General features: G+C 30.1%; 16 protein-coding genes. 4 read left to right on the top strand and 12 right to left on the bottom strand.

Annotated features, from left to right (window positions below):
• Nucleotides 1–124: 124 nt before the first annotated feature.
• From ltrA to DMR38_RS05045, 8 genes are all read right to left on the bottom strand, one after another.
• Nucleotides 125–1,894 carry a group II intron reverse transcriptase/maturase gene (ltrA, locus tag DMR38_RS05080; protein WP_127720288.1) on the bottom strand — a complete coding sequence of 590 codons (1,770 nt, stop codon included), beginning with the start codon at nt 1,892–1,894 and terminating at the stop codon, nt 125–127.
• A 659-nt stretch (nt 1,895–2,553) separates the two neighbouring features.
• The gene (locus DMR38_RS05075) at nt 2,554–2,760 is read right to left on the bottom strand and encodes a hypothetical protein (RefSeq protein ID WP_127720287.1); all 207 of its coding nucleotides are present in this window, start codon (nt 2,758–2,760) and stop codon (nt 2,554–2,556) included.
• 76 nt (nt 2,761–2,836) lie between these two features.
• Nucleotides 2,837–3,049, bottom strand: coding sequence for a hypothetical protein (locus DMR38_RS05070; protein WP_127720286.1), 213 nt, complete (start codon nt 3,047–3,049; stop codon nt 2,837–2,839).
• Between the two features lie 766 nt (nt 3,050–3,815).
• Nucleotides 3,816–4,253 carry a hypothetical protein gene (locus DMR38_RS05065; protein ID WP_127720285.1) on the bottom strand — a complete coding sequence of 146 codons (438 nt, stop codon included), beginning with the start codon at nt 4,251–4,253 and terminating at the stop codon, nt 3,816–3,818.
• A 296-nt stretch (nt 4,254–4,549) separates the two neighbouring features.
• Nucleotides 4,550–4,930: a DUF3139 domain-containing protein gene (locus DMR38_RS05060; protein ID WP_175412922.1), complete on the bottom strand. Its 381-nt coding sequence runs from the start codon at nt 4,928–4,930 to the stop codon at nt 4,550–4,552.
• A 556-nt stretch (nt 4,931–5,486) separates the two neighbouring features.
• Entirely contained in the window at nt 5,487–6,206 is a 720-nt protein-coding gene (locus tag DMR38_RS05055; RefSeq protein ID WP_207670787.1) for an EFR1 family ferrodoxin, read from the bottom strand.
• A 109-nt stretch (nt 6,207–6,315) separates the two neighbouring features.
• A complete protein-coding gene (locus DMR38_RS05050) occupies nt 6,316–6,834 on the bottom strand; it encodes a methyltransferase (protein WP_127720282.1) in 519 nt (172 codons plus the stop codon).
• A gap of 305 nt (nt 6,835–7,139) precedes the next feature.
• Nucleotides 7,140–7,406 carry a hypothetical protein gene (locus tag DMR38_RS05045; RefSeq protein ID WP_243124444.1) on the bottom strand — a complete coding sequence of 89 codons (267 nt, stop codon included), beginning with the start codon at nt 7,404–7,406 and terminating at the stop codon, nt 7,140–7,142.
• A gap of 174 nt (nt 7,407–7,580) precedes the next feature.
• On the opposite strand from DMR38_RS05045, the gene DMR38_RS21700 reads away from it, so the two are divergent.
• On the top strand, nt 7,581–7,739 hold the full coding sequence (locus DMR38_RS21700) for a hypothetical protein (protein ID WP_175412921.1): 159 nt from the start codon (nt 7,581–7,583) through the stop codon (nt 7,737–7,739).
• 159 nt (nt 7,740–7,898) lie between these two features.
• On the opposite strand, the gene DMR38_RS05040 is transcribed toward DMR38_RS21700, so the two are convergent.
• The 4 genes from DMR38_RS05040 to dapF form a co-directional block, all read right to left on the bottom strand.
• On the bottom strand, nt 7,899–8,594 hold the full coding sequence (locus DMR38_RS05040; protein ID WP_127720281.1) for an amino acid racemase: 696 nt from the start codon (nt 8,592–8,594) through the stop codon (nt 7,899–7,901).
• 149 nt (nt 8,595–8,743) lie between these two features.
• A complete protein-coding gene (locus DMR38_RS05035; RefSeq protein WP_127720280.1) occupies nt 8,744–9,187 on the bottom strand; it encodes a GNAT family N-acetyltransferase in 444 nt (147 codons plus the stop codon).
• Between the two features lie 293 nt (nt 9,188–9,480).
• Nucleotides 9,481–10,560: a hypothetical protein gene (locus DMR38_RS05030; protein WP_127720279.1), complete on the bottom strand. Its 1,080-nt coding sequence runs from the start codon at nt 10,558–10,560 to the stop codon at nt 9,481–9,483.
• Nucleotides 10,560–11,381: a diaminopimelate epimerase gene (gene dapF / locus DMR38_RS05025; RefSeq protein WP_127720278.1), complete on the bottom strand. Its 822-nt coding sequence runs from the start codon at nt 11,379–11,381 to the stop codon at nt 10,560–10,562. The genes DMR38_RS05030 and dapF overlap by 1 nt, the downstream gene beginning before the upstream one ends.
• A gap of 154 nt (nt 11,382–11,535) precedes the next feature.
• On the opposite strand from dapF, the gene DMR38_RS05020 reads away from it, so the two are divergent.
• The 3 genes from DMR38_RS05020 to uraA all read left to right on the top strand — a co-directional run bounded on the left by DMR38_RS05020 (nt 11,536) and on the right by uraA (nt 15,544).
• Nucleotides 11,536–13,272: an NFACT RNA binding domain-containing protein gene (locus DMR38_RS05020; RefSeq protein WP_127720277.1), complete on the top strand. Its 1,737-nt coding sequence runs from the start codon at nt 11,536–11,538 to the stop codon at nt 13,270–13,272.
• A 396-nt stretch (nt 13,273–13,668) separates the two neighbouring features.
• Nucleotides 13,669–14,202 (top strand): bifunctional pyr operon transcriptional regulator/uracil phosphoribosyltransferase PyrR, encoded by a 534-nt coding sequence (pyrR, locus tag DMR38_RS05015; RefSeq protein ID WP_127723915.1) that lies wholly within the window; start codon nt 13,669–13,671, stop codon nt 14,200–14,202.
• Between the two features lie 43 nt (nt 14,203–14,245).
• Nucleotides 14,246–15,544: a uracil permease gene (uraA, locus tag DMR38_RS05010; protein ID WP_127720276.1), complete on the top strand. Its 1,299-nt coding sequence runs from the start codon at nt 14,246–14,248 to the stop codon at nt 15,542–15,544.
• Nucleotides 15,545–15,580: the final 36 nt, after the last annotated feature.

The raw sequence follows: 15,580 nt of genomic DNA, 5'->3' as shown, positions 1-15,580 counted from the left end.
CTTTGAAGTAATCTTTGCCTTTTGTCGGCTAAGTCAGAGGGATTACTCCCTCCTTCTCGCCTAAGAACCGTACTTGTTTCTTTCAAAACATACGGCTCAAGCATACATTTATCCTAAATCTTGGTTATATTAGCCCTGCTGTTTTCTTGTTTTTAATATATCTTAGGTAATTTCTTAATTGGGCTAAATCGGGTAAATCTTCTTTAACAGGAAATACCTTATGATATTCTATGTGGCATGATATGTGTACTAATTGAAGATTCTTGTATTCATCACTTCCACCTTTGATTTTGGGTGTTTTATGATGTGTTTCTAAACCTTCTTTAAAATCAGTTATGCTCATTCCACATAGGGGACACTTATAATCCTGTTTCTTTGCCAATTTTTGTCTGTAAGCAACATTATTTTTATCAAACTCTTTCTTATCTCTTTTACTGAAATATTCTTTGAGTTCTTTATTGTATGGACTATAGTCATGTTTAATTTGAGAATGTCTGACTATTGGCGTCCATGCTATTTTCTTTAACTGATTATTTGTTATCGGTTCAGTTAGTATCCACTTATTTTTACTCTGCCCTGTTTTATCTGGTTTAAAGTACTTCTTTTTAATCCATTTCCAACTTTTCTTTGGGTGTAACCTTCTAAGAAATCTATATACATTAACCCAAATATAATTGTCCATTGCAGTATAAACTTCTTTAGATACTACTGATGACCAGTAATTTGCAGTTCCTATGATTATAGGATTTAGTGTGTTAATAAGGGTTTGAATATTCTTACCATACAGCATTTTGGTAGTATCTGAAACTTTACCTTTAAAACTTTTTATACTATCTTTAGAAGGTTTAATTATTAGTTTGCTACCATTTTTAGTTTTATATCTTTTAATATTAAAACCAAGAAAGTCAAACCCTTCTGTGATATGTGTTATCTTTGTCTTTTCCTGTGCTAATTCTAATCCTCTACTTTCAAGATAAGGTTTAAGAATTTCAAACAAGTCTGTTGCATCTTGCTTATTTTCACACATTATTACAAAGTCATCAGCATACCTTACCATAGCATATTTAGTTCTATTTTCATATGTCACTTCATCTTTCCTATTAACAGTGTTGTATTTAATACCAAGGACTTCTTCCATTCCATGCAATGCTATATTAGCAAGGAGTGGGGAGATTATTCCTCCTTGTGGAGTTCCTTCCTCAGTCTCATTAAATACACTGTTATCAACAAATCCTGCTTTAAGCCATTTTTCTATAAGTTCACTCTGCGGAAATCCTTTAATTTGCTCTATAATAAATTTATGGTTTAGGTTATCAAAGCAACCTTTGAAGTCACCTTCAAATATCAACTGCTTTTTCCTACCTTTAACTGTGTTGAATATTCTTTCTATAGCATCATGGCAATTCCTTTTAGGTCTAAATCCGTAGGATGTAGGTTCAAACCTTGTTTCCCATTGTGGTTCAAGTGCCATTCTAACTATGTTCTGATATATTCTATCCTTAATAGTAGGAATTCCTAGAGGTCTAAGTTTTCCGTTTTTCTTTTCTATATATGTCCTATATGCAGGTTTAGGATTGTGACATTTAATATTTAATTCTTTCATTGTATGGTATAATTCAAGTCTTTCACTCGAAGTTAATGCTTTATATCCATCTACTCCTGCTGTTCTTTTTCCCTTATTAAGTTGCGTTACTCGTCTTATGGATAACAGTAATGTTGCTTCGCTATTAATTAGCATTCTTTGCAAGTTTCTAACCTTGCGTACCTCACCAAGACTTTCGGCATGATATATTCGTTGTTGTAATTTCTCTACATATCCTTCAATCTCTTGCCAACTTATTTGTTGCCAATCGGTAATGTTAGGTAATGCGGACTTCATAATTGAAGTATTCATCGACTTTTACCTCCCTTTTGAGAATTACTCTACGCTTTATTTTCATGTTGTACACCAGTTAGAAGTCAGCACTCTTTCGAGTATATCCTGCGATACTATCCACATGGTTATTTCCATTCCCATAGTCTTTCGACTTTGTGGCATTTGCTTTTTCTAACCTCCTTTACCCTCTGAAGATTTCCGCTTTCCTTACGGTCAGCCTACCATTACTAATGGACTTCATAGGGTTTACCAAGTTCGACTTCCGTCAGATACGCACGGGTTAGGTTCTTCCAATACGCCGATAGGTATTTGGGTTGTGTGTGAATACATTTTAGGGGAGATGTATTTCCTTACCTATGAAACGATAGCCATTATATCCCAACTATCGCCTGTGGTGACGACGCTTATAGAAGTTCACTTATCGTTAACCATACCACTCTTTCTCTCGCCCTCAAAAGTTATGGATACTAAACTTTTGATTAGACTTTCCCTCATGCAACCCACAAAGGAATTACTTCCTTTGCAGTTTCGGGTGAGAATATTCCTCACAACTGGAACAACAGCATTGCTGTACTGACTATGTGCGGAAGAAGTCGCTTCTTGTCGCACCCCCTCCTCCACACCGTACATGAGAGTTTCCAACTCATACGGCGTTCCATCAATATTTATTTATATATTTATATTATACAATTTCCAACCTTTGAGCGAAGTTTATTGAGCCTTTCCAAGCATACTTCATCTAAGTTTAATATAATTTTGTATTTTTCTATAATTTCTATTGCTACAGCGTGGATTAATTTATGAACATCCTTTAATATAAAGGTAAGATTGTTGTATTCATCTTTGCCACCTAATTCTTTAGGGTTCTTATGATGACATTCCATATTTCTTATTTCTAGAATTCTGCCAGTTATACTACATTTTCCATTTTGGGCTACATATAACGATATTCTATTATCATTATACTCTGTTTGTTTTACTACCCTTATTCTTCTTAATGTTTCTGTATGCTAATAATATATTTTGTTCGTTTAGTATTAAACTTAGCAGGTTATCAAATTTCTTACCACTTAAGCTTTTTCTGTATAGTTCATCAAATATTTTTTGAATATCATAATACTCATTATTCCTTAGCATTCGTCTCTTTTTCAACTTCTTTTCATTTGTTGCCATTAGTCGATTACTCACCTCACGATTTTCATCTCTCTTAGTCTTACACGAACCTAATAATTATTGTATTTGTAAATTTTATTGTAAATATTGACTTGTGGCTATCCCTCCACTGATATTAAAGCAAGTTATAATTTCCATCTTTCCTTGCCACCACTTTTTAGGAAATAAGTCCTCCATGATATCAGCTTACCACGTTCCAATAATCTTATCCTTGCATATACTCTTAGGTAATTCCTCTAAACCTGTTTGCTTGATACTGCCTTTAACAATATAAGGATTTTCATAATGGTGTATTTTACTCGTCCCCACAAACCCTATGTTTTTAGATAGGCATGATATTTCTATCATGTATAATTCTAGACCCTTTCATTCAGAATTTCGTCAGTCACTTATTTATCCATGACCATTCTTACCATAAGTATTTTATGGATTCCCGACCTATCATACACTCGACTACCTCTAGTTCGCATTTCCTCAGCTTGACCCGTTAGGGTGTACTCTCAGCCGACTTCACCGAGCTTATAACATTTTTATTCTTATTCATAAAAATGCTATTCGGAGTATTAGAATAGCCCTTCAAGACGTTACTCTTTCATTTGACTTTTCAGATTATCAGTTCTGCTAATTTAATGGAATTAGTAGCTAATCTTTTCAATTAGCAACGTGTCGCACCACCGTATTATTTCATTTTCAAAGAACATCTATATATTTAGATTTATAGGTTAGTACATATAAATTTCATATTTTGAACTAAAATTAATTAAATTTATTTTTCAGACACTTTATAAAAACTTGTAATAACTACATATCCAAATAGTAACTGAAATATAGTTATCAAATTCATATTTACTCTTAAAAAGAATTCAATTGGTTGTATTAATGCAGCTCTTATAAATGGAACAGGGCAATAAAATATAAAAACATAAAATGAAAAATATAAACTTGGCAAACCCATTAATGTCAATTTGGACAGATTTACTCTCCATCTTCCATTTTTTCTCTTTTCCTTTAAAAAGTGTTCTAAGCCAATAAGAAAGCCAATTAATGCATAAAGAATAAATGTTATTAAGCCATATTGATAAATACTTATGCTAAATGCTTCCTGCAACTTTTTTAGGTAAACTGAAATATATCCTAATAAATACATAAATACAATGATAATAAAGACATATATAAAATATTTTAACCAAGTTTTAATTTTCATAAATATATCTCCCCATTTTTTAAATTTCCCTAAACTTTAGTAATATTTATACCTTATATATAATTTTAATAACCACATACAACAATTATGTCGCAATGTTTTACAACTGCGAATTTATCTTTAATCTATTACTTTATATAAATAACATCATGAACCATAAATTTACATCTAAAATATATTATATCATAGAGCTGGACATGCAGTATACATAAATGGAGCTATGTTGATTATAGCTCCATTTCTTATATTTTTTACAATAGCCAGAACATATAGCTATTGCAAGATTCTTTATTATACTATTTAGACCCATTAGGTTTTTCAAAGTATTTAAAGTCTTTACCTGCATTTGGCTTCCCAGCTACCCCTAATTGATATATCCTGTCATAACCAGCATACTGATATAACGCATTTGGTTCATCAGTAAAAACTACACTTATAGAATAACTAGAAGATCCTAAAATGATACCTAAATAAGTATGTGTTACTTTAATCTTCTTAATATCTTGAGTTTTATAACCTTTTGTATTTATCAAGTAAGCCCGCACATTATTGTATACAAGATATTTTCTATAACTAATTACTATCATTTGGATAAGATATACCACAATTAATACTGTTACAATAATAAACGCCTTTCTGTGCTTGTAAATCCATTTCTTATTAGGCTCATCTAACATTCTATATACCCCTTTCATTTAGTTACCTGAGTCGTATAAAATTACAGCTATAAATTTCTTTTTAATCCATTGTCTTTATATAAATAACAACATGAACCATAAATTATGTCTAAAATACATTATATCATAGAGCTGGACATGCAGTATGTGTATAATACTGTGGCAAATAAGTTGTATAATGGTCAAGGATCATAAATGGAGCCATGTTAGGTATAGCTCCATTTTTTATATCTATTTCGTACAATATGAAGACTATGAACTATGTATTGATAAGTTCGTTAATTCTCATATTATAAATATATCTATTATAAAGCAAGACAACACCTATCATCACTCCAAAACTAACTAAAAGGAATTTATTTATGGAACAGAATAAAAAGACAAATAAAAAAAGCTATGATTATTTAGCTATTGGAATAGGTTTGGGTATTTCATTTAGAGTATTATTATTAACGTTACTTAACTAGTAAAGTATTTACATTTATGGACTTGTAATTTACTTAACGTACGAAATATCATTTTTATAACCCTAGTGAAACATATTCTAATAGTGTCATTATTTCTTAGCCTGATTTAAAATATCTGAAATATTGGCATTAGGGTTATGATATCTTTTACGAGTTGGTGTTTTCTTTCCATATTGAATAGCTTCTTGAGGACACCACTGCAAACAAGCTAAACACTGTTCACATTTATTATTCCATATTGGATTTCCACTATTCATATCAATATTGCAAACAGGACAAATCTTTTGGCATATACCACATTTATTACATTTTTTATCAACCCAAAAATTCTTATCCATTTTGGCAATATTCTTAGCTGAATGGTTGTAAATTAAATTTGAAAATAGTAAGTTTGCAAGTATGTTGTTATTTTCCTTTTTACCCTGCTTGTTAGTTTTAATATATTCAGCAATGACTTTAACTTTTTCACCCCACTTATCAAACAATTTCTTTTGTTTTTCTTCGGAAAATGATCCATATTTTGGCACGTAATTACCAGGCATATTTACAGTAAAGCCTGCCGAAAGCTTTCCTTTACAACTTTCTATTACTTTTTCAAGTATGTTGATTGCAACACCAGGCATACCACCATGTGTAGCAATTGCATAAACGTATTTATCATCAAGATCTTCAAAGTTTTTAATGAATCTTTCAATAATGAGAGGTATCCCCCACATATAAACTGGAAATATTATTACTACAACTTTTGCATCAGTTTTAATAATACCCTTCCCTAGTGCATAGGGAATAGAAATAAGATCACCCTCTATTTTTTTGCAATATCTTTAGCTACTGCCAACGAATTTCCTGTTCCTGTAAAATAATATACATCTGGTTTCATTCCAATTCTCCTCTCTTTATAATAGTATAGGAATCTATCTAAATGTAACGTTTCACTTTATTCATATATTTTATATACACTTCTCCAAATTCCTTAATACACCATCTTTCTTCTGAAAGAATAATCCAATGCGCTGATATTTGAAAACATATTAATAGCACAAGCAATATCCATGATTGAGTTAGAAATACACATCCTAAGAAAGAAATGAAATATGCAATGTACATAGGATTTCGGGATACTCGATATAACCCATTTAAATTTATTCCACTCATTTTAGGCTTAGCATAATTTATTATAGATACCCCATATAAAATAATTCCTAAACTATAGATTACTAGACCTATATAAAACCACTCAGAGTCTGCCCTGATTTTAAGTACTAACAAATATAGTAAAATAAGGGTAGTTGAAATTTGATAAACCCAATATGCTACTTTTTCTCTTCCGATTACTGGCGCAAATAAACCCGCACGTTTAAGTGCTTCTTTGTTTACTATACTTAAAAGCCCATACCTAATAAATATAATTGGCATTACTGTCAAAACTGCGTTCATTTTATCCCACACCTTCTATATCTTTAATTTATAACTACTTTCTACCATTCCATGTGGTCATCCAATAATACTCATATTAATTTAACCTTTTTATATTTAATAATTGTGACTTAATATTTTACAGCTGTGAATTTCTCTTTAATCCATCGTCTTTATACAAATAACATCATCAACCATAAATTTACATCTAAAATATATTATATCATAGGGTGGACATGTCGTATATATAGAATGGAATTATGGTAGATGAGTTATATAATGGTCAGGGATCATAAATGGAGCTATATTGGTTATAGCTCCATTTTTTATCTATATTTATTCCGTTTTATCAACTTAAATATAACTTCCCTACTAGTCCTAAAAAATTCAAGTTCTTTTCCCAATATAAATTTTAGTTCCTCAATTAAAGTAAAATTTGGTACTTTATCTACGGCTATAAATAATTTATTTTCTTTCATTTTTAAAGCTATTAAACAATTATCCCTGGCTATTTCTTCAGGTATTTTTTTTATTACATCCATTTTCAGAGAAATGTCTTCTATATTTATATTCTTTAATTCTACAGGAAACACTTTATTTCCCTCTCTTCATTATTATTTACATATCTAAATTATAACCACCCTTCTTATTTTTAAACAATAATGATAAAATATAATTAGCTGAACTTTTATCGGAGTCAACGAAAAATTAGTTGAGTACAAATTTAATAAATAGGACAACTGATTTATCGAGAAAGGAATTTATTTATGGAACAGAATAAAAAGACAAATAAAAAAAGCTATGATTATTTAGCTATTGGAATAGGTTTGGGTATTTCATTTGGAGTATTATTCAATAATCTTGCTTTAGGAATATCAATTGGCGCTGCTTTAGGAATAGCTCTGAGTAACAATAAAACAAAATAGTACATAAGCTTTAGGTACTAATCTACGCCCTCGAATATATAAAAACAGAGCTATATTGGGTTACAGCTCCATTTTATATATTTTTTCGTATAATAAGAAAGATACGACAGAACTAAATTCAAATTTATTTTCTATCAATTCTACAAATTGAAGTTTGATTTAATCATCTATAATAATATCGACAAGAGTTTCAATATGTATCTGCATTGTATCTAAACAATCTACTGGCGTTTTGACTCCCTTGAATAGCAATGGCAATTCAGTACAACCTAAAACAATTGCCTGTATTCCATTTTCAACTTTCATTCTTTGAATAATCTTCAAAAATGATGATAAAGTCTCTTCGTTGACAATGCCCAACTCTAATTCTTGGGAAATCTTTTGATTAACAACTTCCTTTTCTTCATCAGTTGGAGTTATCACTTCTATATGATTTTTCGTGAATGGCTTTTTGAAAAATTCTCCATTCATAGTAAAAATTGTTCCTAACAGTCCCACTTTAGATATATTGCGTCGTTTTACTTCATCACAAGTAGCCTCAATAATACTAACAAGTGGAATATTTGAACGCTTATTAAGCTCATCAAAAACAATGTGTGGTGTGTTAGCAGATAAAGCTATAAAATCTGAGCCGCTAGCTTCCAAATTATTGATTGCCACCATTAAATAATTGACAAGTTGTTCATATTCTTCCCTTTCACACATACTAAGAACATCAAAAACATTAACACTTTCAATAGTTATATTAGGAAAAAACTTTTTTCCAACTTTTTTTTGCACTCCATATACAATATCATGATAATATGGAATTGTGGACTCTGGACCCATTCCTCCAACCAAGCCTAACTTTTTCATGTTTATCTCCCCTATAAATTATTATTTATTGAATTGTTTAATATTGTACATTGCCGCATTACTTTACAACTGTGAATTTCTCTTTAATCCATTACTTTATATAAATAGCACCATTTTACAAGTCTCCTAAATCCTTTTTCATACATAATTTATTTTTTATATAACATATCTATATGTGGAATATTATCCTCTAGATATTCTTCTGAAACTGCTTTAAAGCCGAGACTACTATAAAAATTAAGTAAATATGCCTGTGCTTGAATTTTTATAGTATCTTCTTTTAAAGTATTTTCTACAAATTCAATAGCTTTCAACAGCATTTCTCTTGCAATTCCTTTACCACGATAATTTCTTTTTACGACTACTCTTCCTATTGATATTTCATCGTAAGAAACTCCCTTTTCCAAAATTCTTAAGTATGCAACTACTTCTCCATTTTCCTCAGAAAATAAATGATATGAATTTAAATCTTTATTATCACAGTCAAGGTATGCACACTTCTGTTCTACAATAAATACTTTATTCCTTAATGCTAAAATTTTGTATATTTCTTCGACTTTAAGCTGATTAAATTTTTTAATGTTCCAATTCATTAAATTACCTCCATCTACATCAAATATTAGATTTAAATATAATACTTAAATTTCCCTAATAAAACACAAAAGCACTGAATTTTATTCCTCCTTAAAAAGGCCCTAATGGAATAGACTCAGTGCTTTTTAACATTCTTACCCGGGGATAAGAATAAGCATCATATTATTTAATTATTATAAATAATATCATAGAATTAACTTTTAAGCAATAATGAATTTAAACTAGCTGATAAATTACTATTAATTAAAAAAATACTATAAAAACTACTTTAACTGTAATTTTCATAGTATTCTTACATTTCATTATTTTTATAAATTCTATACTTACCAGCATGCTCAGATATAACGTTTATGGACTTTTCATCTGCATTATACATAAATACATCCAAATTATCCTGCTGTTCTTCCTTTCCTATACCTGTAAAATAAACATTACCACTTTCATCTTCAGCTATTCCTGAAGAAATACCAAAAGTTTCTGGAAAGTCATAAGTAATCCTGTTTACTGTACCACTTTCTTCTTTAAACTCATAAAGTGCAGTATTATTGTCGTTTTGATTTCCAATAAAAAATACACTTTTTCTCTTTTTATCTGACACTGAACTATATATTTCTGCAAACCCATCACTTAAAAGTGTAAACTGTTTACTTGCATTATTATAAAAATATAAATATAACTTATTGTAATTTCTCGATAAAAACAATATATCATTTCCTATTAGAATAAAATGTATACAGTACCCTTTAGTATCATTTAAATATATTTGTTCTCTGTCTGTATTAAAATCATATATATATACTCTATTAGAATTTGCTTCTCCTTCTATGCTTCCATAATAAATTATTCTATGATCATCCAGCCACTCATATAAATCTCCAGAAACTAGAACCTTTGATTTAATAGGTAAATATTTTCTATTCTTTATATCGTATACTTTCATTCCCTCAGCACTATATACCGAATCGTTTTTAAAAGTCCTAAATGCAATCTTATCTCCTGTAGAATTCATTTTTATATTTCGTGCATTATAAAAATTTTTAATTTCATCTAAAGAATTCTTAGTAATTATATCTATTTTATTTTTATTAGAATCCTTTTCCTTGTTTAAATAAATAAAAGTGGTTTTCTTTGTGTCATATAGCATTTCCTCTATATTATTTATATTGCTATTCGTTAAATTTTGAGATAACTTATGACTACCCACATTAAATATTTTCGTGTCAGTTTCTTTAGCTTCAACCGCTATAACATTAGAATAATGAACATTTGCTCCACTTTTACCTTTGTTTACATCTCTAGGTGTACAACTACTTAATATGAGAAATGTAAAAGACATGAAAACAAAAAAAATTATCATTCTAAAGTTTTTCATTAAATATCATATTCCCCTTTAAACGAAACCTCTGCGGGACCTGTCATAAAAACTTTATTATCTTTCACTTCTATAAAAAGATTTCCTCCTGGAACTTGAGCTTTAACTTTCCCCTCTGTAAAGCCAAGCTTATTTGAAGCTACAGCACAGGCACAAGTTCCCGTACCACAGGCTAAAGTAGGACCTGCTCCTCTTTCCCAAGTTTTTATTTTAATTTCATTCTTATTTAAGACTTCACAAAAGTTTACATTAGTTCCTTCAGGGAAAATAGAATATTTTTCAATAGCTTTTCCTTCTTTCACATCATACTTTTCAAGATCACCAAATATAACTGTATGAGGTACTCCCATAAGCATTGAAGTAATACTATAAGTTTTTTCATTAATTTTTAATTTCTTTTTTACAACTTCATCACAGGAGCTAACCGGAATTTTTTTTGGATCAAAAGAAGGTGTTCCCATATCAATAGTGACTTCCTTCACTTTACCATTTTCCACATTCAAAAATGCTTCCTTTATACCGTCCCCCGTCTCTATCTTTATAGGAGACTCTTTTACTAAATTTTCTTCCCATACATATTTTGCAAAACATCTTATTCCATTTCCACACATAGCTGCATAAGAACCATCTGAGTTTATTATTATCATTTTAATCTGTGCAATTTTACTCTGGCGAACTATCAATATTCCATCTCCGCCTACTCCAAAATGTCTATTACAAAGCTTTAATCCAAGTTCTTTTTCTTTTTCTAAAAATCTATTATCTCTATCATCTATTATCACAAAATCATTTCCAGTACCCTGCATTTTAGTAAATTTCATATTAAAAATTTCACCCTTCCATAAATATGCTGTATATTTCAAATTAAGTTTACTACTGTAATAATCTTTTATCAATAAAATTTTTACAACTTTATTTTAAAAATCCTAGATGATATAATTTATTAAATACATAACTTACGAGAGGATGAACAATATGGCTTTAGACGGTATTTTCATACACAGCATTTTAAAAGAATTGAAAGAAAAAATACTAGGGGGAAAAGTTGAAAAAATAAATCAACCTGAAAAGGATGAAATAGTATTAAGCATTAAAAATGGGAGGAAAAATTATAAGCTTTTATTAAGTGCAAGTCCAGTATATCCTAAAATGCATATTACAGTTAAAAGCAAACAAAATCCGCTTCAACCCCCTATGTTTTGCATGGTTTTAAGAAAGCACCTAAGCCCATCAAAATTAGTTGACATAAGGCAATTGGACACAGATAGAATTGTTTTTTTAGATTTCGAAAGCTCAGATGAACTGGGTTTTAACAGTATATATACATTAGTAATAGAAATAATGGGAAGACATAGTAATATAACTTTAGTGCGAAAAAGAGATAATCTAATCATGGATAGTATAAAACATATAACACCTGAAATAAATACCGTAAGATCTCTATTTCCCGGGATAAAGTATGTATTTCCTCCAACTTCAAATAAACTAAATCCCCTTTCCTTTACAAAAGAGGATTTTAAAAAGTTTTTAGCAACTGCCTCAGCAAAAATTGATAAGAGTTTTTTTTCAAAAGTGTTTACTGGACTAAGCAGCTCTTTTTCAAAGGAATTGTTCTACAAATTAAATGGTGAAAAAGATTTTTCAGAAAATAACGATTTAGACTTTCTATACAACTTTTGCAGGAAAACCTTTGATGAATTAATAAACGATAATTTTTACTTTGCATCCTACATAGAAAATGAAAAAGTAAAAGATTTCTACTGTTATAAGTTAACCTATTTAAACAAATGGAAAGAAAAACATTATACTACACCTTCCCAATTAATAGAAGAATTTTACTATGAAAAGGACAAATGTGATAGGTTAAGTAACAAAAGTTCTGACCTTTCTAAACTTATAAATATAAACTTAGAAAGATGCAATAAGAAGATAAAAATTCTAATAGATAGCATTAAGGAAGCTAAAAATAAGGATAATTTTAGAATATATGGTGAACTCTTAACTTCACAGATCTACAATATAAAGAAAGGTGACAGCCATATACAAATTCAAAATTACTATAGTGAAAAAATGGAGTATTTAGATATAAAACTTGATAAAAATAAAACACCTTCCGAAAATATACAACGCTATTTTAAAAAATACAACAAATTAAAGAAAACAGAACAAGCTGCAAATGAGCAATTAAAAATAGCAAAAGATGAAATGGAGTATTTGACTTCTGTAATGACCAACATAAAAAATTGTGAAAACTACGATGATATTGAAGAAATAAAAAGAGAGCTTATGGAAAGCGGGTATATAAAATTTAAAAAATCAAATACTAAAAAGAAGAGCAGGGACTCCAAGCCAATGAAATTTATATCCAGTGATGGAATAGACATATATGTAGGTAAAAATAATCTTCAAAATGATTATCTTACCCTTAAATTTGGAGACAAAAGGGATATATGGCTCCATACTAAAAAGATTCCTGGATCTCACGTAATAATAAAAAACTTTGGCAAAGTCCCAGATAAAACTTTGGAAGAAGCTGCAAATCTTGCGGCATACTACAGCAAAGCTAAAAATTCTTCCAAAGTAGCCGTAGATTATACAGAAATTAAAAATGTTCATAAACCCAATGGTGCCAAACCGGGAATGGTAATATATTATACTAATCAAACCATTTATACAGAACCTATAAAACCGGATATAAAACAGCTTCAATAAAGTATTTTTTCTGTAACAATAGAAAATAATCCTTAACTGCGAATTGTGCATAGCTCATTGTAAATTTATTACTTCTCAATTGTTTTTATTTTATTACATTAGGAGAAGAGTTTCAAGTTCCTACATTTTATATGAATTGTATTCTACAAATTATATAAAGTAGTGCCAAAAAAACTTGCAATATTAAAAAAACTGTCTTATAATAAGTTGTGAATTTAATATCTTTTAAAATGATCCAGTGAGGTCAATAAAGTATTTTTATATCCGTATGACTATTATGTCCTTCACTGCGTGAAGGACATTTTTTATAATGTAAATAAAATTAAAATAAGCACAATTATAATTATAGATTGTGCACTATGAATTGTATATAAAAAAAGAAGGGAGGGTCATATGTTGAAATTAAAAGCGCTTATTTTAGATGAAAAGGCTATGAACAGAACTTTAAAAAGAATATCCCATGAAATATTAGAAAAGAATAGAGGAACAGAGGATATAATACTTGTAGGAATAAAGAGAAGGGGATACCCATTAGCAAAAAGAATAGCCGAAAACATTTATAAAATTGAAGGAATAAAATTAAAGGTAGAGGATGTAGATATTGGCCTCTATAGAGATGATTTAACCAGCCTTACAGGACAACCTATACTAAAAGGATCTAATCTAATAGATGTGGAAAACAAAAAAATTATATTAGTAGATGACGTTATCTATACAGGCAGAACTGCAAGAGCAGCAATCGATGCTATTATTCATTCTGGAAGGCCAAAATTAATTCAGCTGGCAGTTTTAGTTGATAGAGGGCATAGGGAACTTCCTATAAGAGCCGATTATGTAGGTAAAAACATTCCTACCTCTAGAAACGAAATGATATCCGTTGAAATTGCAGAAATAGACAAAAGTGATTCAGTAAAAATATACGAATTATAAACTTTTAAAATAGTCCTTGAGAGACTAGAAAAGGAGCACATAAATGAAAAATTTTGTTGATGTAGAAGAAAAATTACCTATAGGAGTTACCATACCTCTTAGTTTTCAGCATTTATTTGCCATGGTAGGTTCAACTATACTTGTTCCAATTTTAACAGGAATGAGTCCATCCATAGCATTATTTTGCAGTGGTGTTGGAACCCTTATTTATATCATATGTACCAAAGCCAAGCTTCCGGCTTACTTAGGTTCTTCCTTTGCTTTTATAAGTCCAATTCTTATAGCATCTAAAAGCTATGGACCAGCATCTATGCTTTCTGGTGTAATAGCAGCAGGTTGTGTATATTTAATTGTAGCTGGCATAATAAAGCTTTGCGGTGTAAACTGGCTTAACAGAGCCCTTCCACCTGTAGTTGTTGGTTCCATAGTAATAGTAATAGGCCTAGGTCTTGCAGCTACAGCTATAAACTGGGCAGGATTCAACCCTACTTATACAACTGATCAGATGCAGAGTATACCAAGATGGGCTTGGATGACAGTATCTGCAATTACAGTTGCCGTAGCTGTTATTGGAACCATGTATTTCAAAGGATTTCTAGGAATAATACCTATACTAATAGCTATCATAATCGGATATATATCTGCTTTAATTTTAGGTGTAGTACCAAAGCAAGCACTGGATACTATTGTAAGTACCAAGTTCTTTAAATTGCCTCCATTTATGTTTCCTAAATTCAATATAAATGCCGTCATGCTTATGGCCCCCATTTCTTTTGTAACCTTAGCAGAACATATAGGTCACATTTACGTAACAAACAATGTAGTAGGAAGGGATTTTACCAAAAACCCAGGACTTCATAGATCTATATTAGGAGATGGATTAGCCACTATATTTGCAGGTTTTGCAGGTGGACCTCCAACTACAACTTATGGAGAAAATATAGGAGTTATGGCTATAACCAAAGTTTACAGTGTATGGGTTATAGGCGGCGCTGGAGTAATAGCTATACTGCTTTCATTTATAGGTCCTATAGCTGCTGTAATTGAAAATATGCCTATGCCTGTAATAGGTGGTGTAAGCATAGTGTTATTTGGAATAATAGCTTCTTCGGGTTTTAGAATATTTGTAGAAGATAAAATAGATTTTAGTAAAAATAGGAACTTAATATTGTCATCTGTCATAATAGTAATAGGAATTGGCGGTGCTTCCATAAACTTTACTGTAGGTGGATCACCAGTTCAAATATCCGGTGTAGCTCTTGCAACCATTATTGGAATAATACTTAATTTAATATTACCAGAAGAAAGTGCTTCTGAAAAATCCAATAAAGAAGCTGTTTAGAAATTGCTCTAAAAAGCAGTCTAAAATTATATAGAC

It is taken from the genome of Clostridium sp. AWRP, assembly GCF_004006395.2.
GTDB lineage: Bacteria > Bacillota > Clostridia > Clostridiales > Clostridiaceae > Clostridium_B.
Note: the sequence above shows the minus strand (reverse complement) of the source record. Positions and strands in the feature narration are given on the sequence as shown.